We start from the raw sequence: 18,653 nt of genomic DNA, 5'->3' as shown, positions 1-18,653 counted from the left end.
TACATGATAGACATCAGTTAGTAGAGGCAGACCGGGCGGTATCGCATTCTGTTCATAACCCTTTCCCAACTGAGGGATTGCGTGTGACTATGCATCGTTCTCGTCGTATTCGTTCCGGTTTGATCGTGCTCTCGATCGCGGCCGGTGGCTGTCTGGCTCTCGTCGCCGGAGGCGCGGCCCAGGCCGCGACCACAATCAGCGGCCCCATCGACCTGGGAGACGCCACGTCGTTCGGCGTTCTCGGCGGGAGCGCGGTGACCAACACCGGCCCCTCCGTGATCAACGCGGATGTCGGCGTCAGCCCCGGCACATCGGTCACCGGTTTCACCGGGCCTCCCGCTGGCAGCTTCACGGGCACCCTGCACCAGACCGACGCATTCGCGGGTCAGGCGCAGGCAGACCTGACGACAGCATTCAATTCGGCGGCCGGTTTGACGCCGACCACGTCGGGGCTCGGCGATCTGACGGGCAAGTCGCTCACACCGGGCGTCTACTCGGGCGGCGCGCTCTCTCTCACCGGCAACCTCACCCTCGCCGGGAGCGCGAACTCGGTCTGGGTGTTCCAGGCGGCGAGCACCCTGATCACCGGGTCCGCGAGCACGATCACGCTCACCGGCGGAGCCTCGTCGTGCAACGTGTTCTGGAAGGTGGGAAGCTCGGCCACGCTCGGGAGCTCGTCTCTCTTCGTCGGAACGATCATGGCCGACCAGTCGATCACCGCGACCAACGGCGCCGCCGTCAGCGGACGCCTGCTCGCTCGGACCGCGGCCGTCACGCTCGACGACAACACGGTCACGCTGCCCAGTGGATGCGCGGCTCCCGCCGCGCCCGTCGTCACCGGCAGCCCGGCGATCACCTCGGGCACACCGACGGACGGGGTCGTGGGAACGCCGTACACGTTCGACGTGACCGCATCCGGAACGCCGGCAGCCACCTTCGCCGTGACTGCAGGCACCCTCCCGGCCGGGCTTCAGCTGAACACGGCGACGGGTGAGATCTCCGGCACCCCGACAGGGGCGGGCAGCAGCACGTACACGATCACGGCGACGAACGGGGTCGCGCCCGACGTGTCGGCCATCTACACGACGACGATCACCCCTGCGGCCGTCGTGGGAACCCCGGGAACGCCGGGAACGCCAGGAACGCCGGCAACCCCAGTGACCCCGCAGGATGTTGCCACCCCGACAACCGGCGCAGGCGAACTCGCGAACACCGGCTCCAACGCTGACGGTGTCTGGTGGATCGGCGGTGCGGCCCTGGTCGTGTTCGGCACCCTCCTCACGCTCGTCCTGTCCCGTCGCCGCGGCGCCCACCGTCAGTAGCCGTTTCACCGATCCGGGCGTTTGCGAGAGGATCGTTGGATGATCCGCGTAGTGCTCTTCGACCTCGACGGCGTGATTCGGCACTTCGACCCGGCGCACGCCGCAGACATCGAACAGAGACACGGGCTTGAGGCGGGAACGCTCGAAGGCATCGCGTTCGCGCAGCCACTGATCGACGACGTCACCACAGGTCGAATCAGCAGAGCCGACTGGATACGTCGGGTCGGCGTGCTGGTCGGCAGCGCGGCGGCCGCGGAGGAATGGGGTTCTCAATCGCCGGTCGTCGATGAGGAACTTCTGGAGCTTTCCGACGAGATCCGCACCGTGGGGCTGAGGACCGCCGTGCTCACCAACGGGACGGACACCATCCACGCCGAGATCGCCGCGATGGGTATCGGCAACAGGTTCGATGCCGTCTTCAACTCGGCCGATATCGGGTACGTGAAGCCCGACGTCCGCGCCTTCCGGCACGTCCTCGACGCCCTCGGGGTCGGGGCGGAGGACGTGTTCTTCACCGACGACTCCGCCTCGAAACTGGTGGGCGCCGACGCTCTCTCTATACGAACCCACCGCTTCGAGGGCGTCGCCGGCCTCCGTCGTCAGCTCATCCAGGCAGGCGTCGCCGTCACCGAGCCCGAGCGCGTTCGCCGATAGTCACGCAGCACCGTCGGCCGCACGCGCCAGGAACGCCAGGATCCTCACCGCGGCTTCGCGCGGCTCGCGGATCATCGTCTCGTGCCGGTGGCCGGGAACCTCCAGGTACTGGGCGCCCGGGATGGTCTCCGCCACCTCCGTGCACCAGGGCCGCGGGCAGACCCGGTCGTCGGCGCCGCGCAGCACCAGCGTCGGCACCGCGACCCGTGGGTAGACGAGTTCCGGACGGTGCACCAGCATGGCGTGCAGCTTGCGCCGGAGGTTCGGGCCGGCGCGCAGGTATTCGCGGCCGCCGCGGTAGAGGACGAGCGGCTTCTCCGGGGCGAGGTCGCGGAGCAGCCGCCAGAGCTGGGGCGCCAGCCGGCGCGCGCTCGGGTCCACCGTCGGCGCGACCAGCACCAGTCGCTCGACGAGTGCGGGATGTCGCACGGTCAGTTCCGTGGCGATCTGCGTGCCCATCGAATGGCCGATCGCCACGACGGGGCCGTGGTCGCGCGAGCGGAGGTATGCGGCGAGGAGGTCGGCCGTCCGCTCCATCGTCAGGGTGCGCGGAGGCTCAGGGGCGTCCCCGTATCCGGGCTGGTCGATGGCGACGACGCGGCCGTGGGTGGCGAGGATGTCGACGAGTCCGTCGAAGACTTTGCGGCCCATCCCGATCCCGTGGATGAGCAGGAAGACCGGGCGCCCGTCGCCGCGTTCCTCGGCGATCAGTGTCGCACCGGCGTGAGTGAACTCGACGATGACGGGAGCGGACTCTGACACGGTACGACGATAGCGCGGCGGCCGCGATCGGGCGGAAACACCCGTGAAACGTCGTGCATCTACGCTTGCGCCATGTCCTCGTCGAATACGAGCGGGTCTGGGGAGTGGCGGCGATTCACCGACGGTTCGATCGAGCGGGAGATGCTCGTCGCACTCAGCCACCGCGTCGGTGTGGCCTTGCGCCCGCGGTCGCTCACCCTGGCGGGCGGCACGAGGGTCGAAGTCGAGGGGATGGATCCGGCCGGCACCGTCGTGGTGCAGCTCGTGGCGAACCAGGGCGCGTACAAGCCGTCGTATCGCAACAAGGTGATGGCCGACATGTTCAAGCTCCTCTGGCTGCGGTCGAGCGTTCCCGAGGTGGAGCGCGCCGTGCTCGTGGTCACCGCGCTGACCGCCCAGGCGCTGAACGGCTGGGTGGCCGTCGCTGCCGCCGACCTCGGCGTCGAGGTCTACGTGTTCGACGGCAGTGAGGTGGCCTCGCTGCCCCGCCAGAGTTAACGTGCGCGCAATCTTGCGGTGCTGCTGCACGAAACACGGCCTGAATAGGTTGGGGTCATAACAAGCGGACTCCGCGTGGCAGACATCGAACTCGCTACGCACGCTCTCCGCCATCTGGGAACGGGCATGTGTGTCCGTACACGGTATGGAGGGTGCGAATGGTTACACCAGCGGTAGAGCTGGGTTCCGTCGGCAAGGTCTACGGATACGGCCCGTCGGCGATGATCGCGCTGAACGACGTTCAGCTGTCCATCGAACCGGGGAAGTTCGTCAGCCTGATCGGGCCGAGTGGATGCGGCAAGTCGACGCTCCTCCGGATCGTGGCCGGCCTCGAGACCGCCGATCGCGGAGACGTGCGGGTGCACGACGTGACGCCCGCGGAGGCCGGAGCGGCGAAACTGATCGGGCTGGTTCCGCAGACCCCGGCACTCCTGCCGTGGTTGTCCGTGCTCAAGAACGTGACGCTGCCGCGGAAGATCAACCCTGGCGCTGCCAAGCGGCGGGAGCGCATCGGCGACCTGGCCACCCGCCAGGAGGGCAGCGGCGCCCCCGACATGCTCGAACTGCTCGACCGCGCCGGACTCGCCGAGGCCGCCGACAAGCTCCCCGCCCAGCTCTCCGGCGGGATGCAGCAGCGGGTCGCCATCGTGCGGGCGTTCGGGCTGCAACCGGATGTGCTGCTGATGGACGAGCCGTTCTCCGCGCTCGACGAGTTCACGCGCGAGAGCCTGCAGGACCAGCTGCTCGACCTGTGGGACGAGCTGAAGACGACCGTGGTGTTCGTGACCCACTCCGTCTCCGAAGCCGTGCGCATGTCGGACACCGTCGTCGTCATGGCGCCGCGACCGGGACGCATCGTCGACGTGATCGACATCGACCTGCCCCGCCCGCGCAACCAGAAACTGTTCGAAGAGCGCCGGTTCCACGAATACGAAGACCTGATCAGAGATCGCCTGCACACCGCGTGGCGATCGACGGATGCGGCGTGAGGGAGATCGAGATGACTGTCGCAACGAATCGGGTCCCCGTGTCGCAGCGCGTCGAGGCCGAGCCGCCTGCCGAGCTCTCGCGGTTCAGCCTGAAGCATCCCCGGTCGCGGATCGCGTGGATCCGGCCGGCCGTCTGGCTGCCGCTGGTGGTGATGCTCGCCGTCCTCGCCGTCCTCTGGCAGTGGGGCGCAGCATCCATGCCGTACCTGCTGCCGCCGCTGCAGGCCATCGGCGACTCGCTGGCGGGCAACCTCGGCTACTACCTCGGCAACGCGCTGATCACGCTGGGGGAGGCGACCGCCGGGCTGGCCATCGGCTTCGTCGCCGCCTTCGTGGTCGCCGTGCTCATCAGCGAGCTGCCGGTGGCGCGGAGAGCCATCATGCCGATCGCCGTCGTGCTCAACGTCACGCCGCTGGTCGCCATCGCTCCCGCGCTGGTCGTCGCGTTCGGCTTCGGGCCGCTGCCGAAACTGATCATCACGGCCCTGATCTGTTTCTTCCCGATCCTGATCAACACGGCGGTGGGCCTCCGGTCCGTGCCGCAGCAGGTGATGCAGGTGTACAAGACGATGAACGCCTCCCGGCTGGAGATGCTCGTGCACCTGCGGGTGCCCAACGCGCTGCCGTACATCTTCGCCGCGCTGCGCATCGTCTTCCCGCTCTCGATCATCGGCGCCGTCGTGGCCGAGCTCTCCGCATCCGGTTCGACCGGCGGACTCGGCACGGTCATCAGCGTCGCGTCGTCGATGAACCAGCTCGCCGTCGTCTACTCCTCGATCTTCGTCCTCGCCGTCATGGGCGTCCTTCTGCTCGCACTCATCACGCTGATCGAGCGGCGCGTCCTGCACTGGCACGAGAGCTCGACGGACTAGCCGACCGCCGCTCACCGACCTCCTCACGCTGCCGCTCCCGCGGCAACGGCGGTCGTCCTGTGTCTCCACCCACCCACAGCACCCCCTGCACCACCCCTGCACCACCCATCCCCGAAGGAGTGACCCATGCAGCACCGCTTCATCAAGACCGGTCTCGCGACCGTCGCCGCTGTCGTCCTGACGCTCGGCGTCGCCGCGTGCAGCTCCGGCGCCCCGGCAGATTCCGCATCGGCCGGGAGCGCGATCTCCGCCGACCGCTGCGCGAAGAACAAGGCAGCCGGAACGATCAACTACCTCTCCGGATACCAGTTCCAGTCGTCGGCGTCGATCCTCGAATACATCGCCGCTAGCAAGCTCGGCTACTTCTCCGACCTGTGCCTGGATGTGCAGCTCAAGCCGGGCAGCGGCGACACCGCCCAGAACACCAAGCTCCTCGCGAGCGGCCAGGCGACCGTGTCCGCCATCTCCCAGCAGGACCTCATCCAGGCCAGGGCGAACGGCATCGACATCGAGGGCATCTCCTCCTATTCGAACGCTGGGCTCGACATCTTGATGACGAACCCCGGCATCACCGACCTCACGCAGCTCGACGGTCAGGTGGTCGGCCACAAGGGCTACGTGCCCGCCTCCGTCGAAGCGATGATGGTGAAGGCCGGCGTCGACTGGAACTCGCTGAAGCTGGTCAAGGAGGGCTACGACCCGTCGGTGCTTCCCCGCAAGCAGGACGGCCTCGCGGCCCTCACCGGATTCATCTCGAACGAGCCCAACCAGCTCAAAGCGGCCGGAGACAAGGTCACCGTCTGGCAGCCGGTGAAGTACGGCATCCCGAGCTCGCTCGGTGCGATGGCGGTGAACCCGGCGTTCGCCAAGGCGCATCCGACCGCGGTGCAGGACGTCCTCCGGGCCGCGCTGCACGCCTACGAGTACTGCACGGCCAATGACGCGAACATCGAGAAATGCGTCGGCTTCGCGGCCGACCTGTCCGGCGGAGCGACCTACGACAAGAAGCTCAACGCCACCATCTGGAAGACCGAGACCCAGGTCGTCGCAGACAACCCCACTCCCGGTCAGCCGCTCGGAGGGATGGATGCGGAGAACATCACGAAGCTCGTCGACATGCTGCACCAGTTCGAGATCGTGCCCGCCGGCGTGACCGGGACGGAAGCAGCTGACTGGTTCGACGACTCGTACATCAAGGCCATCTACAAGGGCGACGCCCTCATCTGGCCCGCGCCGTAGCCCGGACAGCACCGACCCCGGGGCGGGGAAACGCCTCCCCGCCCCGGGTACCACCAGCCTCAGCACCAGCACGGAATCGCACCGAAAGGCCCGCAGAATGTCAGCGAAAGACTATGGAATCTTCCTCCCCATCGGGAACGGGGGGTGGATGCTCTCGACCACCGCCCCGCATCCGGAAGCCTCATACGCCTGGAACAAGCGAGCCGCGCTGCACGCCGAGAACATCGGACTCGACTTCATCATGTCGATGGCCAAGTGGCGCGGATTCGGTGGCACCACCGACCACTGGGGCCGCTCTCTCGAATCGATGACGATGATGTCGGCGCTCGCCGAGGCGACCGATCGCGTCAAGATCTGGGCGACGATGCACGCCAACGTTCACAACCCCGCCGTCGCGGCGAAGATGTACGCCACCCTGCAGGACGTCTCCGGCGGTCGCGCAGGCATGAACATCGTGAACGGCGCGTACGCGGGCGAGTTCGAGCAGTTCGGCATCTGGGACGAGACGCTCAGTCACGCCGACCGGTACGCGATGACGGAGCTGTGGACCGAAGCGGTCACCCGGCTCTGGAGCGAGGACTCCGTGACCATGCACACCCCGTACTTCGACCTGGTCGACTGCGAATCGCGGCCGCACCCCTCGTCGCAGCCCACCATCATCAGCGCGGGGAAATCGGAGGCCGCGCGGGCGTTCCAGGCCCGCTTCGCCGACGGCGCGTTCCTCGCGGGCGACAGCCTGGAGGAGATGACGGAACTCTCCGCCGACGTTCACGCCCGTGCAGCCGCCAACGGCCGGACCTGCAAGACGTACTCGATGCTCACCGTCGTGCAGGACGAGACGGATGCGCTCGCCGACAAGAAGGTGAAGGAGTGGGGAGCAGGGGTCGACCGCGAAGCGCTGGCCAACATGCGCGCATCCTGGGGCGTGCCGGAGGACCAGGCGCGGGCCTGGGCATCCGGGGCTGTCGGTGAGGCCGCGTTCCAGACGGCGTACGTCGCCGGGTCCGCTCAGACCGTGACGGAGCACATCCAGTACATCGTCGGCGAGGCGGACCTCGACGGGCTGATGCTGATCTTCCCCGAATACGACCAGGACATGGTGCTGTTCGGTGAGACCGTCCTCCCGGCCCTGCGCGCGCACGACGAGGCGGGCACGCGATGAGCGCCCTCCGTGAGGCCCAGTTCGGCCGGCTCACCGCCCCCGGCAGCAAGCCGGCCCTGGTGGTCGTCGACGTGCAGCGCGACTTCGGCGACCCGGCTGCGCTCGGGGCGTACGGCCTGACCGACGAGGTCGTCGCCGTGCTCGATGACACCGTCTCCCGGATCGCGGCTCTGGTCGACAGCGCCAGAGAAATCGGGGTGCCCGTGGTCTGGGTGGAACTCGGCAGCGATCCGGCCCGACCGTGGAAGTCCAGCAACTGGTTGCGCGAAGGCGACTACGACGCACCGATGGGCGAGACCGAGCCGTGCATCGTCGGGACAGCCGGCGCCGAGTGGTACCGGATGGAGCCCGCCGCCGACGAGCTCCGGGTGGTCAAGCGCGGATACAGCGGCTTCCTCGGCACGGACCTCGACGAGCGGCTGCGGGCGAACGGCTACGACTGGCTCACCATCGTCGGGCTCACCAGCGAGTGCTGCGTCGACGCAACGGCACAGGATGCGATGCAGCTCGACTGGCCCGTCGTGGTGCCGAGGGACGCGACAGCGGCGTACGACCTGGCGGTCCACGAGGCCGCGCTGACTCAGCTCGAACTCAACGTCGCCGTGATCTCGGACGTGGACGAGGTCGTCGGCCTCTGGAAGAAGGCCACATCGTGAGCGGCATGCACATCGCGTACGACCTCTCCTTCACCCACACCGAGGGCCGCTGGACGCAACCGGGGTCGTGGGTCGGCCAGCAGTTCCCCGACGTGCGCATGTACATGGAGGTGGCCCGCACCGCAGAGCGCGCGGGCGTCGACATGCTCTTCTTCGGCGACGGTTCTGGAATCCCCAGCACGTGGCGAGGCAGCATCGACCCTGCCGTGGAGTGGGGCATCCAGTGGCCGCGCCAGGACATGTCGCCGATCATCGCCGCCATGTCGACGGTGACGGAGAACATCGGGTTCGGGCTCACGTACTCGTCGACGTTCATGCACCCGTTCTACGTCGCGCGCCTGCTCAACTCGCTCGATCACGTGACCGGCGGCCGGATCGCGTTCAACGTCGTGGCGTCGAGCCGCGGCGCGGATGCGGCCAACTACGGATACGCGCAGCTGATCGACCACGACCTGCGCTACGAGCGCATGGAGGAGTTCATCGGCGTCTGCCGTGCCCTGTGGGACTCGGTGGCCCCGGATGCGATCATCCGCGACAGGGCGACGGGCCGGTTCGCCGACCCGTCGAAGGTGCGGGCGATCGACCACGACGGGCAGTTCTTCACCGTCAAGGGACCGTTGGCGTCGGTGCCGAGCCCGCAGGTGCATCCGGTGATCGTGCAGGCGGGCAACTCCCCGCGGGGGATCGCCGGCTCCGCGTCGTTCGCCGACCTGATCTTCGGCTTCGGCGGCAACCTCGCCGGGCAGCAGCGCCATCGCCGGATGCTCGACGAAGCCCTCGTGGCCGAAGGGCGCGACCCCGCGCACATCGGCATCCTCTGGGCGACCCAGGTGATCGTCGGCCGCACCGCGCAGGAGGCGCAGACCCGCCGCGACGCCGTCGTGGACTTCTGGACGGACGAGGCGGTCGGCACCATGTTGTCGCACAACGCCGGCTACGACTTCTCCACGCTGCCGGCATCGTTCCGCCTCGGCGAGCTGCGGGACGAGATCGTCGCCGCCAACGCCAGCCCGGCCGGATTCGTCGGTGCACTGGTCGCGGAGTTCGGCGGCGAGCACACGATGTCGAGGACGGAGTTCTTCGAGCACGGCTGGGAGGCGGCGACCGGCCTCGACCACACGATCGTCGGCGACGCGGCGACGGTGGCGGACGCGCTCGAGGAGAACTTCGCGCTGACCGGGTCGCGCGGCGGGTACATGCTGTCGAGCCCGCTCTCCATGCCGTCCGGGCTCGCCGAGCTGAGCGAGTCGCTGGTGCCGGAGCTGCGGCGTCGGGGCGCACTCGCCCCGCGCTATCCGGGTGCGACGCTGCGCGAGAACCTGGCGGTGTGACGTGAACGGCGTCGTGCGACAGGGGACACGCGACTGGCTCGCGCTCGGCAGCCTGTGCCTCGGGTTCTTCATGCTGCTCCTCGACAGCACGATCACGTCGGTGGCCCTGCCGGCGATGATGACCGGGCTGGGCGCGACGCAGACCCTCGCGATCTGGGTCAACAGCGGATACCTCATCGCATACGCAGTGCCGCTGCTGATCGCGGGCAGGCTGGGCGACCGGTTCGGGCACCGGCGCGTGTACCTCGTGGGACTCGCTGCGTTCACGGTCGGATCCCTGCTGTGCGCTGTCGCGCCGACGGTCGGCTGGCTCATCGGCTGGCGCGTCGCACAGGGTGTCGGGGCGGCGCTGATGACCCCGCAGTGCCTCACGATCATCCGGTCGCTGTTCACCGCGCCGCGACTCGCGGTCGCGCTCGGGATCTGGGGAGCGGTCGGCGGGGCGGCGACCGTCGCCGGTCCCCTCGTCGGCGGGCTGCTGGTCGGGACCGCCGGGTGGCCGGCGATCTTCGCGGTCAACATTCCGATCGGGGTGATCACGGCGGTCGCGGTGCTGCTCTGGGTGCCCGTCTCCGAGCGCCGGTCGGCGCGCATCCCGCTGTGGGCGATGGTCGGCAACGCGCTGGGCCTCTTCGCGCTGGTGCTCGGGATCCAGGGTACGGTCGCGTCGTCGCCGTCCGTGGCGGGCGTTCCGCGCTGGGCGCTTGCCGTGTCTGGTGCTCTGGTGGTCGCTGCGGTCATCTGGCTGCAGCGGCGAGCGGCCGACCGCGCGCTCCTTCCCCTCTCGCTGTTCCGCAGCCGGGGGTTCGTCACCGCGTCGTGGGGAGCGGCGGCTGCCGCGTTCTGCGTCGGCTCGGCGCCCATCCCGCTCATGCTCGCCCTGCAGGACGACCGAGGGCTGGCTGTGCTGACCGCGTCGCTCGTGCTGGTGCCGATGGGTGTCGTCTGCCTCGTCGCAGCGCCGATCTCGGCCGCGATGAACAACTCGGTCGGGCCTCGCGTGGTCGCGATCATCGGAGCCGTGGCGCTCGTCGTCTCGATCGGCGGCACGGCTGCGCTCATCGCGGTGGCGGCTCCGCTCTGGACGATCTCGGTCGCGTTCGCGCTGTTCGGGATCGCCAACTCGTTCATTTGGTCGCCATTCTCGATCGCGACGGTGACCTCGGTCGACCGGTCGTCGGTCGGAGCGGCCTCCGGCACCTTCAACTCGCTGAAACAGCTCGGCGCCGTCCTCGGCAGCGCGGTCACCGCTGTGGTGCTCGCAGCCGCGGGCAACGCCGTCGCGCTCGGCGTGCTCGCCGCCGTGGGGGTGCTGAGCGTCGTGGCAGCGTCGCTGCTCCGGCTCACGCCGCCGAAGCCCGAGGTGAGCGGCCTCCTCGTGGGCGTCGTGGTGCCCGGTGAGGGCGCTGGGCACGGACTCGGTTACCCGACGGCGAACCTGGCGGTCGAGCATCCGGTCGCCGCGCCTGCCGATGGGGTCTACTTCGGCGGGTTCCGTGCGGATTCGTGGCCGGATCCACTGCCTGCGCTCGTCTCGATCGGGACGAACGACACCTTCCCCGGTCGCGCGCACACGATCGAAGTGCACGTCCTCGACTTCGATGGCGACCTGTACGGACTGCGCGCAGAGGTGAGCACCGACCGGTTCATCCGCGCCCAGCGCACGTTCGCGAACGCCGACGAGTTGATCGACGCGATGCGCGAGGACGAGCGCGGCGCCCGGTCGCTCCTCGCCGAAAGCCGGCACGGAGAGACAGAAATCCAGCACCGAGTAGAACGGACGAAGGTCTGATGGTCACAGCAGCAGTCATCGTTGGCAACCCGAAACCCCATTCCCGCACCCGTGACGCCGCCGAGCGCCTCGCCGCAGCGCTCGGTGCCACGTCGACGACCGTGGAGGTGTCCGAACTGGGGGCCGGCCTGCTCGGGTTCGGCGACCCGCTGGTCGCCGACGCGGTGGCGCACGTGCAGCGCGCAGACATCGTCATCGCCGCGTCGCCCACGTTCAAAGGCACGTACACCGGCCTGCTCAAGCTCTTCCTCGACCAGTTCGCGACGGGAACCGGCCTGGCCGGTCAGGTCGCGGTGCCGGTGATGCTCGGCGCCGGCCCCGCTCACGCGCTCGCGCCGGAACTCAGCCTCAAGCCGGTACTCGTGGAGCTCGGGGCGATCTGCCCGGCCCAGGGCCTCTACCAACTCGATTCGCGCTACGCGGACGAGGGCTCGCTCGACACGTGGGCCGCCGCGTGGGCACCCGCCATCCTCGGTTTCGTTCGAGAGAAGTGATCGCCATGACCATGATGTACGACTTCACCACCGACCCGGCAGAGATGCGCGCGGCCTTCTCCGGCTTCCCCTCCGGGGTCGCCGCCCTCGCCGCGTCGATCGACGGGGAGGCGGTGGTGATGATCGCGTCGTCCTTCTCGGTCGGAGTGTCCTACGAACCGCCGATGGTGTCGTTCGCAGCGCAGCGCAGCTCGACCACCTGGCCGCAACTCGCGGCGGCGCCGGTGATCGGAGTGTCCATCCTCGGAGAGGGTCACGCCGAGAAGACCAGCCAGCTCGCCTCTCGCGACAAGAGGAACAGGCTCCTCGGGGTGCGCAAGGCCGAGGTCGGCTCCGGCGCGGTCTTCCTGGAGGGCTCGCCCACCTGGCTGGAGTGCGTGGTGGAGCACAGCTATCCGGCGGGCGACCACGACATCATCGTGCTCCGCGTCCTCGCCATGATGAGCGACGAGCTCCCGACGCCGATCGTGTGGCACCAGCGTCGGGTGAAGATCTTGCAGGGGTAGGTCCGGACGAGAGCCGTCCGCCCACGCGCGTGCGCAGTCAGGGCTCGGCTCCCGTGCACGATTTGTTCAAGAGGGGCACCCCCGCCCGCTTCTATGGTCGAGCCATGTCCGATCTCGGAGTGCTCGGTGCCACGCTCGACGGGGAACTGCTGACCCCGGGCGTCGCCGGATACGACGACGTGCGGCGGCCGCGCAACGTCGCCTTCGCCGATGTGCGGCCCCGCGCGATCGTGCTGTGCCGCTCCGAACGGGATGCGGTCGCCGCTGTCCGGTACGCCGCCCGCTCGGGCCTTCGCCTGGCCCCGCGCGGCGGAGGACATTGCTTCGCCGGGCGGTCGAGCACGGATGGCATGGTGCTCGACCTCTCCGCACTGTCGGGGATCGACGTACGGAGCGACGGGACGGCGTCGATCGGCGCCGGCGCCCGTCTCGGGCAGGTGTACCGGGCGCTCTGCGCGCACGGTCGCACGCTTCCCGGCGGCTGCGGCGCCGGTGTCGGGATCGCCGGTCTCACCCTCGGCGGCGGGATCGGGTTGCTCGGCCGCTCGGCCGGGCTCACCTCCGACCGGCTGGTCGGCGCGCGCGTCGTGCTCGCCGACGGCGCGGTGGTCGACTGCGACGCCGAACGCGAACCCGACCTGTTCTGGGCGCTGCGCGGCGCGGGAGGAGGGCAGTTCGGGGTGGTGACCTCGTTCCGGTTCGCCACCATCGCCGAACCCGACACCGTGCGGGTGGATGCACGCCTGCACGTCCTCGATCTCGATGCGGCCGCCGGGATGATCGGGGCGTGGCAGCGGTGGGCTCCCGGTGCTCCGGATGCGCTCACCGTCTGCCTCACGGTCGAGGGCGCATCCGGTGGGTCGGGTGTTCTGGTGCGCGTGTCCGGCGCATCCACTCTCCCGGTGGCGCACACCCGCGAGCTGCTGGATGCGTTCGCTGCCACGGTGTCGGTGCCGATCGAGCTGCGGCTGAGCGGGTCGATGCCGTTCTCTACTCTCAAAGACACGCTCGCCGACGACGCGCGCGCAGCGGACGGACAGCCGCTGCGCATCCGGTCGGAGTTCTTCGACGGGGAGCTGGGCGAGGGGACGCTCGTCCGGCTAGTCACGGCGCTCACCGCCACCGCCACAGCCACCAGCACCGCGGAGCGGGGAAGCGGCACGCGCCGGCTGACCTTCACCCCGATGGGCGGCGGATACGACCGTGTCGCCGAGCACGAGACGGCCTTCGCACACCGCGGCCAGCGCTTCCTCCTCGAGCACGCCGCCGCGCCGGGAGACGACTGGGTCGACGTGTCGTGGACGACAGCGCATCCGGAGGCGTCCGGCCGGGTCTACCCGAACTTCCCGGATGCCGCCCTGACCGATCCCGTCGCGGCGTACCACGCGGGCAACGCCGCGCGTCTCGCGGAGGTGAAGCGGCACTACGACCCGCACGGCTTCTTCCGCTTCCCGCAAGCGATCGATCCGGGCACCACGAAACACGACACGAAAGAGGTTCGATCATGAGCAAAGTCATCTGCGGCCTGTCCGTCTCCGTCGACGGGTACATCACCGGGCGCGATCCCGGTCCCGGCCGCGGGCTCGGAGACGGCGGAGCGCTCTTCGACTGGTACGGCAGCGGCGACGTGCAAAGCAGCGTGTTCGACGGGTTCCGGCTGACAGAGCCGAGCGCTCGCGTCTTCGACGAGCTCGCCTCCCGGGTGGGCGCAACCCTCGCCGGTCACACCACGTACACGGATTCCAACGACTTCGCGGGAGGGGCACCGCACCCCACCGCCCCGCTCGTGGTGCTCAGCCATTCGGCGTTCCCGCCGGAGAACGAGCGTCAGACCATCGTGAGCACCGGGATCGTGGATGCGGTCGCTGCGGCCAAACGCGCGGCCGGCGGTAAGGACGTCGGCCTGATGGGCGGGGTGCTCGTGACCGAGGCCCTCGCGGCGGGGGTTGTGGACGAGCTGATCCTGCACCAGGTGCCCATCCTGCTCGGGGCCGGCCGTCGCTTCTTCCACGAACTGCCCGGCCACATCCGGCTGCGCATCCTGGAGGTCGTGTCCGCGCCGGACGTCACCCACCTGCACTTCGAGGTCGAGCGATGATCCTGGTCACCGGAGGGCTCGGGATGATCGGGGCGCACACCGCCGCCGCCCTCGCCGACAGCGGGGAGGAGGTGGTGGTGACCGCGCACCGCTCCACGCGCATCCCGTCGTTCCTCGCTGGGCGCGTGCAGGTGGAGACGATCGACGTCAGAGACAGGGACGCGGTTCTGGCTCTGGGGGAACGGTACGACATCCGGGACATCGTGCACCTCGCCGGGAGCATCCCGGACGGCGACCCTCTCGCGTTCTTCCGGCACGACCTGGCCGGGCTGCTCACCATGCTGGAGGCGGCGCAGACGTGGTCGGTGCGCCGGTTCGCGGTCGCGAGCAGCATCGGGGTCTACACCGGGCGCCCGGAGATCCCGTGGGACGAGGAACTGGCGCTCCCGCTCGCTGACCTGCCGCACGCGATCGTCGCGTTCAAGAAGGCGGTCGAGCCGCTCACCCTGTTAGCCCTCGCGGGGACCGGTGTGCAGCCCGTGCTGCTGCGCATCGGCGGCACCTGGGGGCCGCTGATGGATCCGGAGTCGCCGTTCAACATCATCCCGCCATACGTGGGAGCGCTCCGCAGGGGAGAGCAACCGCCTCCGCTGTACGCCGACGACGGCGGCGACTGGGGATACGCGCCGGACAGCGGAAGGGCGATCGCGCTGCTGGTGACCGCCGCCACGCTCGGGCACACGGCGTACAACGTGTCGAGTGGCACGCGCTACACCAACCGGGAACTGGCCGAAGCGCTCGCTGCCGCGCTGCCGGGCACCAGGGTCGACCTGCTGGACGGGCGTTCCTCCGACGCGGGCAACGATCCGTACCTCGACATCCGGCGGCTCACGGCCGCCACCGGGTTCGCGCCGCGGTTCGGCCTGCGGGCGGCGGTGGCCGATTACGTCGCCTGGCGCGCAGGCAACGACCGTTAGTATTCGCGGGTGGGGAGGTGCCACGGATGACGGAGTCGTACATCGAGCGGCGGCCATCCCCTGCGCTCGCGCACGTGATCCGGACCGTGTGGGTGCACCGCACCGGCGACGCTCCGTACGTGCAGCGGCACCTGCCGACCGGGGGTGTCGAGCTGCACATCCCGATCGGTGGCGCGCCGACCATGATCGGGCCGCTCACAGCGCACAGCATCGAGTGCATCCCGCCGCACACGACCATCGTGGGGGTGCGGTTCTTCCCCGGTGCTCCGCCGCCGCTGCCCGTGGTACTGGACGAGCTGGTGGACACGCGGATCGTTCTGCGCGACGCCTGGGGCGGCCTGGCCGACCGGCTCTCCGACCGGATGGCGGAGGCGGGGGATGTGCGCCGAGCGGTCGCCGTGCTCGAAGAGACGCTCCTCCACGAGTTCCGGAGGGCGGAGCGCGGCGGCGACCGCCAGGTGCGGGAGGCGGTGGCGGTGCTGATGCCCTGGCATCCCGTCGGGATCGGGGACGTCGCCGAACACGTCGCGCTCTCCGAGAGCCAGCTTCGCCGCCGCTCCCTGCAGGTGGTGGGCCTCAGCCCGAAGGTGCTGCAGCGAACGCTGCGGTTCCAGGGCTTCCTCGCGCTGGCGCAGGCCGGGATCGCCCCGAGCGGCAGGCGCGGAGACGACGGCATCGCGGGGCTGGCGGTCGACGCCGGATACGCCGACCAGGCCCACCTCAACCGCGAGTGCCTGCGGCTGACCGGTCTGACGCCGCGGCAGCTGCTGCACGGAGACGTGGAGCGGTGCGCGTGCGGGCACGATCACGCGGCGTCGTATCTGCCGTTCCTCGCGACCCGCACGGCGCGTCCGCTCACACCACCGGGCTGAGCTCCGCCAACCGGCCGTCGGTCATCTCCAGCACCCGATCGCAGTAGTCGAGGACGTCGCGGTCGTGGGTGACCATGACGACGGCGACTCCGGATGCGTGGGCTCGCTCGGCCAGGAGGCTCACCACCTCGTGGCTGCGCGCGCGGTCGAGCGCTGCCGTCGGCTCGTCGACGAGGAGGAGGGACGGGTTGTTCACCAGGGCGCGGGCGATGCCGACGCGCTGGCGTTCGCCGCCGGAGAGCTGGCCGGGACGGTTGCCCGCGCGGTGGCTCATGCCGACCGCGTCGAGGAGGGCTGCGGGGTCCGCGTCGCGGTTGCCTGCGAGGCGGGCGGTGAGTCGCAACTGGTCGGAGGCCGTCAGGGCGGGCAGGAGGTTCCCGGACTGGAAGACGAAGCCGATCGTCGACAGGCGGAAGCGTGCCGCCGCGCCTTTGCTGAGCGCGGTGATGTCCGTGCCGTGGATGCGCACCGTTCCGCTGTCCGGCCGGCCGAGCGCTCCCGCGATCGCGAGAAGGGACGACTTGCCGGAGCCGGATGGACCGACGACGGCGACGAACTCGCCGGGCTGGACGGTGAGCGACACGTCGTCGAGGGCGGTGACGCGGGCGTCTCCGTCGCCGAGTTCGAGGCGGGACTCCGACGATCTCGAGTGCTGGGGTGGTGGTGTTTCCGGTCATCGTTGTCCTCCGAGAGCGGTGATGGGGTCGACTCGGGAGATGCGGAGGACGGCGATCCCGGCTCCGATGATCCCGAGGACGATGGTGAGAAGGGAGGCGATGGCGATCGGGCCGGCCTCCAGGTCGAACGGCATGGCGTCCGGCATGAGCGCGCCCATCCCGACACCCGCTGCGACGCCGAGGGCGGTGAAGCCGACGAGCAGGATCGTTCCCTGGGCGAGGCTGTCACGCAGGAGGTAGCCGGTGGATGCGCCGACCGCCCGCAGCACGGCGATCTCGTGGGTGCGCTGGATGGTCCACACCGTGAAGAACGCTCCGACCACGAGGGCGCAGATGGCGTAGAGGAACACCTGGATCATGGTCAGCGTCATCGTCTCGGCCTCGTAGCCGGGGGAGGCGTTGAATGCGGCTGTGCGTGTCATCGTCATGGTGCCCGCCGTCTTGTCGATCGCGGCGAAGTCGGGGGTGACGCCGTCTTTCGCCTTGATGGCGACGACGCTCGAGTAGTCGTATGCGACCTGGTCGATCGCGGCCTGGGTCGGCGCACCGGCCGGGGCCGTGTTCGAGGCGATCAGCTGCCAGGTGCCGATGGGGAGGTACGCGACGTCCACGTGGCCGAAGGTCGCCTGGCCTTCGGTGAAGCCGACGACGGTCAACTCCACGTTCGAGCGATCCAGCTTCACCGTGCTGCCGAGCTTCAGCCCGGCGTCCTTCGCGGTCTCGGACACGACGATTCCCGCCGGGCCGGAGAGCCGGGTTCCGCTGGAGACGGCGGGGTCGAGGAAGCCGCCAGGCTCGACGCCGAACAGAGTGAGGTCCACCTGCTTGTCGGAGCCTGTGACGCCGTTGACGATGCTGACGCCCATCGGCTCCGCCTCAGCGACGCCGTCGGCATCCTGCCAGGAGTTCAGCTGCTTCTTGTCGACGAGCGACCGGCTGAAGGCGTTGTCGGTGATGGTGCCTTTGTCGAAGGCGAACGCGGTGGCCGGCATGGATTTCAGGCCGGAGACACCGTCGTTGACGAGACCGGAGGAGAGGCCGGAGAGCAGCACCACGAGCACGGCGATCAGTGCGATCACGATGCCCATCAGGGTGAAGCGGCCTCGAGCGAACCGCAGTTCGCGCAGAGCGAGGAACATGACACATCCTTGGAGAGGGCGAGGGGTACCGACAGTGTGTCGGTAAAGATACCGACAGCCTGTCACTAAACCTCGCTGAACTCAAATCGGCGCGTCTGCGGGCAGTCCTTTCGCGAGGAGGCCGGCGATCATGGCGGTCGCAGCATCCGGGTCGACGCCGTGGGTGACGAGCTGCACGCCGGCGTTCAGGAGGCCCTGGATGAGGGTCGCGTGCGCATCCGGGTCGGGCACACCCGTCTCGCGGAGAAGGGTGTTGATGGGTCGCAGCAGCGTGGTGTGCAGAGCCATGATGTCGTCGTACTTGGTTGGCGAGATGTCCGCCTGCTGCAGGATGGACGCGATGGAGTGCTTGCCGTCCGCGGTCATGCGCATGGTCGCCTCGACGTATGCGCGCATCCGGTCGGATTCCGGCACTCCGGCCAGCGCGTCGTCGATCTCCTCTGCCCAGCGATCGAATGCCGCGATGGCGACGGCGGCCAGGATGTCGTCGCGGGAGCCGAAGTACTCGTAGAAGCTCGACCGCGCGAGTCCGGCGCGTTCGGCGATCGACCGCGGGGTGACCCCGGCGAGTCCGGCCTCGACGAGGAGGTGTTCTGTCGCCGTCAGGAGGGCTGCGCGCTGCGCGACGCGATGCTCGGCGACGGTGGGGGCGGAGATCTTCGGCATCCGCTCA

General features: G+C 69.4%; 20 protein-coding genes. 16 read left to right on the top strand and 4 right to left on the bottom strand.

The window, feature by feature from the left end:
- Positions 1-125 precede the first annotated feature (125 nt).
- Together AC1ROC_RS15340 and AC1ROC_RS15335 are read left to right on the top strand one after the other, a co-directional pair.
- A complete protein-coding gene (locus tag AC1ROC_RS15340; protein ID WP_493001190.1) occupies positions 126-1,322 on the top strand; it encodes an ice-binding family protein in 1,197 nt (398 codons plus the stop codon).
- Between the two features lie 39 nt (positions 1,323-1,361).
- Positions 1,362-1,976, top strand: coding sequence for an HAD family hydrolase (locus tag AC1ROC_RS15335; RefSeq protein WP_493001189.1), 615 nt, complete (start codon positions 1,362-1,364; stop codon positions 1,974-1,976).
- Here AC1ROC_RS15335 and AC1ROC_RS15330 read toward each other — a convergent pair whose 3' ends face one another.
- Entirely contained in the window at positions 1,977-2,738 is a 762-nt protein-coding gene (locus AC1ROC_RS15330; RefSeq protein ID WP_493001188.1) for an alpha/beta fold hydrolase, read from the bottom strand.
- A 72-nt stretch (positions 2,739-2,810) separates the two neighbouring features.
- On the opposite strand from AC1ROC_RS15330, the gene AC1ROC_RS15325 reads away from it, so the two are divergent.
- From AC1ROC_RS15325 to AC1ROC_RS15260, 14 genes are all read left to right on the top strand, one after another.
- A complete protein-coding gene (locus tag AC1ROC_RS15325) occupies positions 2,811-3,236 on the top strand; it encodes a hypothetical protein (RefSeq protein ID WP_085369547.1) in 426 nt (141 codons plus the stop codon).
- A 158-nt stretch (positions 3,237-3,394) separates the two neighbouring features.
- Positions 3,395-4,225 carry an ABC transporter ATP-binding protein gene (locus tag AC1ROC_RS15320; protein WP_493001187.1) on the top strand — a complete coding sequence of 277 codons (831 nt, stop codon included), beginning with the start codon at positions 3,395-3,397 and terminating at the stop codon, positions 4,223-4,225.
- An 11-nt stretch (positions 4,226-4,236) separates the two neighbouring features.
- Positions 4,237-5,097, top strand: coding sequence for an ABC transporter permease (locus tag AC1ROC_RS15315; protein WP_493001186.1), 861 nt, complete (start codon positions 4,237-4,239; stop codon positions 5,095-5,097).
- Between the two features lie 126 nt (positions 5,098-5,223).
- Positions 5,224-6,336 carry an ABC transporter substrate-binding protein gene (locus AC1ROC_RS15310; RefSeq protein WP_434951121.1) on the top strand — a complete coding sequence of 371 codons (1,113 nt, stop codon included), beginning with the start codon at positions 5,224-5,226 and terminating at the stop codon, positions 6,334-6,336.
- A gap of 97 nt (positions 6,337-6,433) precedes the next feature.
- Positions 6,434-7,498 (top strand): LLM class flavin-dependent oxidoreductase, encoded by a 1,065-nt coding sequence (locus AC1ROC_RS15305; RefSeq protein ID WP_168688445.1) that lies wholly within the window; start codon positions 6,434-6,436, stop codon positions 7,496-7,498.
- The gene (locus AC1ROC_RS15300) at positions 7,495-8,154 is read left to right on the top strand and encodes a cysteine hydrolase family protein (protein ID WP_493001185.1); all 660 of its coding nucleotides are present in this window, start codon (positions 7,495-7,497) and stop codon (positions 8,152-8,154) included. Before AC1ROC_RS15305 ends, AC1ROC_RS15300 begins: the two co-directional genes overlap by 4 nt.
- A 5-nt stretch (positions 8,155-8,159) precedes the next feature.
- Positions 8,160-9,485 carry an NtaA/DmoA family FMN-dependent monooxygenase gene (locus AC1ROC_RS15295; protein ID WP_247597397.1) on the top strand — a complete coding sequence of 442 codons (1,326 nt, stop codon included), beginning with the start codon at positions 8,160-8,162 and terminating at the stop codon, positions 9,483-9,485.
- 1 nt (position 9,486) lies between these two features.
- Positions 9,487-11,277, top strand: coding sequence for an MDR family MFS transporter (locus AC1ROC_RS15290; RefSeq protein WP_493001183.1), 1,791 nt, complete (start codon positions 9,487-9,489; stop codon positions 11,275-11,277).
- Positions 11,277-11,771, top strand: coding sequence for an NADPH-dependent FMN reductase (locus AC1ROC_RS15285; protein WP_493001181.1), 495 nt, complete (start codon positions 11,277-11,279; stop codon positions 11,769-11,771). Before AC1ROC_RS15290 ends, AC1ROC_RS15285 begins: the two co-directional genes overlap by 1 nt.
- A gap of 5 nt (positions 11,772-11,776) precedes the next feature.
- Positions 11,777-12,277, top strand: a complete 501-nt coding sequence (locus AC1ROC_RS15280; protein WP_493001179.1) for a flavin reductase family protein — start codon at positions 11,777-11,779, stop codon at positions 12,275-12,277.
- 104 nt (positions 12,278-12,381) lie between these two features.
- A complete protein-coding gene (locus tag AC1ROC_RS15275; protein ID WP_493001177.1) occupies positions 12,382-13,785 on the top strand; it encodes an FAD-binding oxidoreductase in 1,404 nt (467 codons plus the stop codon).
- Complete coding sequence (locus tag AC1ROC_RS15270) at positions 13,782-14,375, top strand: dihydrofolate reductase family protein (RefSeq protein WP_493001175.1); 594 nt, start codon at positions 13,782-13,784, stop codon at positions 14,373-14,375. The genes AC1ROC_RS15275 and AC1ROC_RS15270 overlap by 4 nt, the downstream gene beginning before the upstream one ends.
- Positions 14,372-15,292 (top strand): NAD-dependent epimerase/dehydratase family protein, encoded by a 921-nt coding sequence (locus tag AC1ROC_RS15265; protein WP_493001173.1) that lies wholly within the window; start codon positions 14,372-14,374, stop codon positions 15,290-15,292. The genes AC1ROC_RS15270 and AC1ROC_RS15265 overlap by 4 nt, the downstream gene beginning before the upstream one ends.
- Before the next feature lie 26 nt (positions 15,293-15,318).
- Positions 15,319-16,164: a helix-turn-helix transcriptional regulator gene (locus AC1ROC_RS15260; RefSeq protein WP_085369926.1), complete on the top strand. Its 846-nt coding sequence runs from the start codon at positions 15,319-15,321 to the stop codon at positions 16,162-16,164.
- Here AC1ROC_RS15260 and AC1ROC_RS15255 read toward each other — a convergent pair.
- The 3 genes from AC1ROC_RS15255 to AC1ROC_RS15245 form a co-directional block, all read right to left on the bottom strand.
- Positions 16,148-16,747 (bottom strand): ABC transporter ATP-binding protein, encoded by a 600-nt coding sequence (locus tag AC1ROC_RS15255; RefSeq protein ID WP_493001171.1) that lies wholly within the window; start codon positions 16,745-16,747, stop codon positions 16,148-16,150. The two genes, AC1ROC_RS15260 and AC1ROC_RS15255, sit on opposite strands and share 17 nt — an antisense overlap.
- A gap of 90 nt (positions 16,748-16,837) precedes the next feature.
- Positions 16,838-17,980 carry an ABC transporter permease gene (locus tag AC1ROC_RS15250; RefSeq protein ID WP_493001169.1) on the bottom strand — a complete coding sequence of 381 codons (1,143 nt, stop codon included), beginning with the start codon at positions 17,978-17,980 and terminating at the stop codon, positions 16,838-16,840.
- An 81-nt stretch (positions 17,981-18,061) separates the two neighbouring features.
- Positions 18,062-18,646, bottom strand: a complete 585-nt coding sequence (locus tag AC1ROC_RS15245; RefSeq protein ID WP_085369923.1) for a TetR/AcrR family transcriptional regulator — start codon at positions 18,644-18,646, stop codon at positions 18,062-18,064.
- Positions 18,647-18,653 lie beyond the last annotated feature (7 nt).

The sequence above is a fragment of the Leifsonia sp. GW821-FHT13C05 genome, assembly GCF_058806515.1.
This window is presented reverse-complemented; position numbering and strand designations above follow the sequence as displayed.

What these genes read in the sequence shown, in the direction of transcription:
- AC1ROC_RS15295 (WP_247597397.1), top strand. Translation starts at nt 8,160, where the DNA reads ATGCACATCGCGTACGACCTCTCCTTCACCCACACCGAGGGCCGCTGG.
- AC1ROC_RS15250 (WP_493001169.1), bottom strand. Translation starts at nt 17,980, where the DNA reads ATGTTCCTCGCTCTGCGCGAACTGCGGTTCGCTCGAGGCCGCTTCACC.
- AC1ROC_RS15320 (WP_493001187.1), top strand. Translation starts at nt 3,395, where the DNA reads ATGGTTACACCAGCGGTAGAGCTGGGTTCCGTCGGCAAGGTCTACGGA.
- AC1ROC_RS15245 (WP_085369923.1), bottom strand. Translation starts at nt 18,646, where the DNA reads ATGCCGAAGATCTCCGCCCCCACCGTCGCCGAGCATCGCGTCGCGCAG.
- AC1ROC_RS15280 (WP_493001179.1), top strand. Translation starts at nt 11,777, where the DNA reads ATGACCATGATGTACGACTTCACCACCGACCCGGCAGAGATGCGCGCG.
- AC1ROC_RS15275 (WP_493001177.1), top strand. Translation starts at nt 12,382, where the DNA reads ATGTCCGATCTCGGAGTGCTCGGTGCCACGCTCGACGGGGAACTGCTG.
- AC1ROC_RS15315 (WP_493001186.1), top strand. Translation starts at nt 4,237, where the DNA reads ATGACTGTCGCAACGAATCGGGTCCCCGTGTCGCAGCGCGTCGAGGCC.
- AC1ROC_RS15335 (WP_493001189.1), top strand. Translation starts at nt 1,362, where the DNA reads ATGATCCGCGTAGTGCTCTTCGACCTCGACGGCGTGATTCGGCACTTC.
- AC1ROC_RS15285 (WP_493001181.1), top strand. Translation starts at nt 11,277, where the DNA reads ATGGTCACAGCAGCAGTCATCGTTGGCAACCCGAAACCCCATTCCCGC.
- AC1ROC_RS15265 (WP_493001173.1), top strand. Translation starts at nt 14,372, where the DNA reads ATGATCCTGGTCACCGGAGGGCTCGGGATGATCGGGGCGCACACCGCC.
- AC1ROC_RS15305 (WP_168688445.1), top strand. Translation starts at nt 6,434, where the DNA reads ATGTCAGCGAAAGACTATGGAATCTTCCTCCCCATCGGGAACGGGGGG.
- AC1ROC_RS15300 (WP_493001185.1), top strand. Translation starts at nt 7,495, where the DNA reads ATGAGCGCCCTCCGTGAGGCCCAGTTCGGCCGGCTCACCGCCCCCGGC.
- AC1ROC_RS15310 (WP_434951121.1), top strand. Translation starts at nt 5,224, where the DNA reads ATGCAGCACCGCTTCATCAAGACCGGTCTCGCGACCGTCGCCGCTGTC.
- AC1ROC_RS15260 (WP_085369926.1), top strand. Translation starts at nt 15,319, where the DNA reads ATGACGGAGTCGTACATCGAGCGGCGGCCATCCCCTGCGCTCGCGCAC.
- AC1ROC_RS15325 (WP_085369547.1), top strand. Translation starts at nt 2,811, where the DNA reads ATGTCCTCGTCGAATACGAGCGGGTCTGGGGAGTGGCGGCGATTCACC.
- AC1ROC_RS15270 (WP_493001175.1), top strand. Translation starts at nt 13,782, where the DNA reads ATGAGCAAAGTCATCTGCGGCCTGTCCGTCTCCGTCGACGGGTACATC.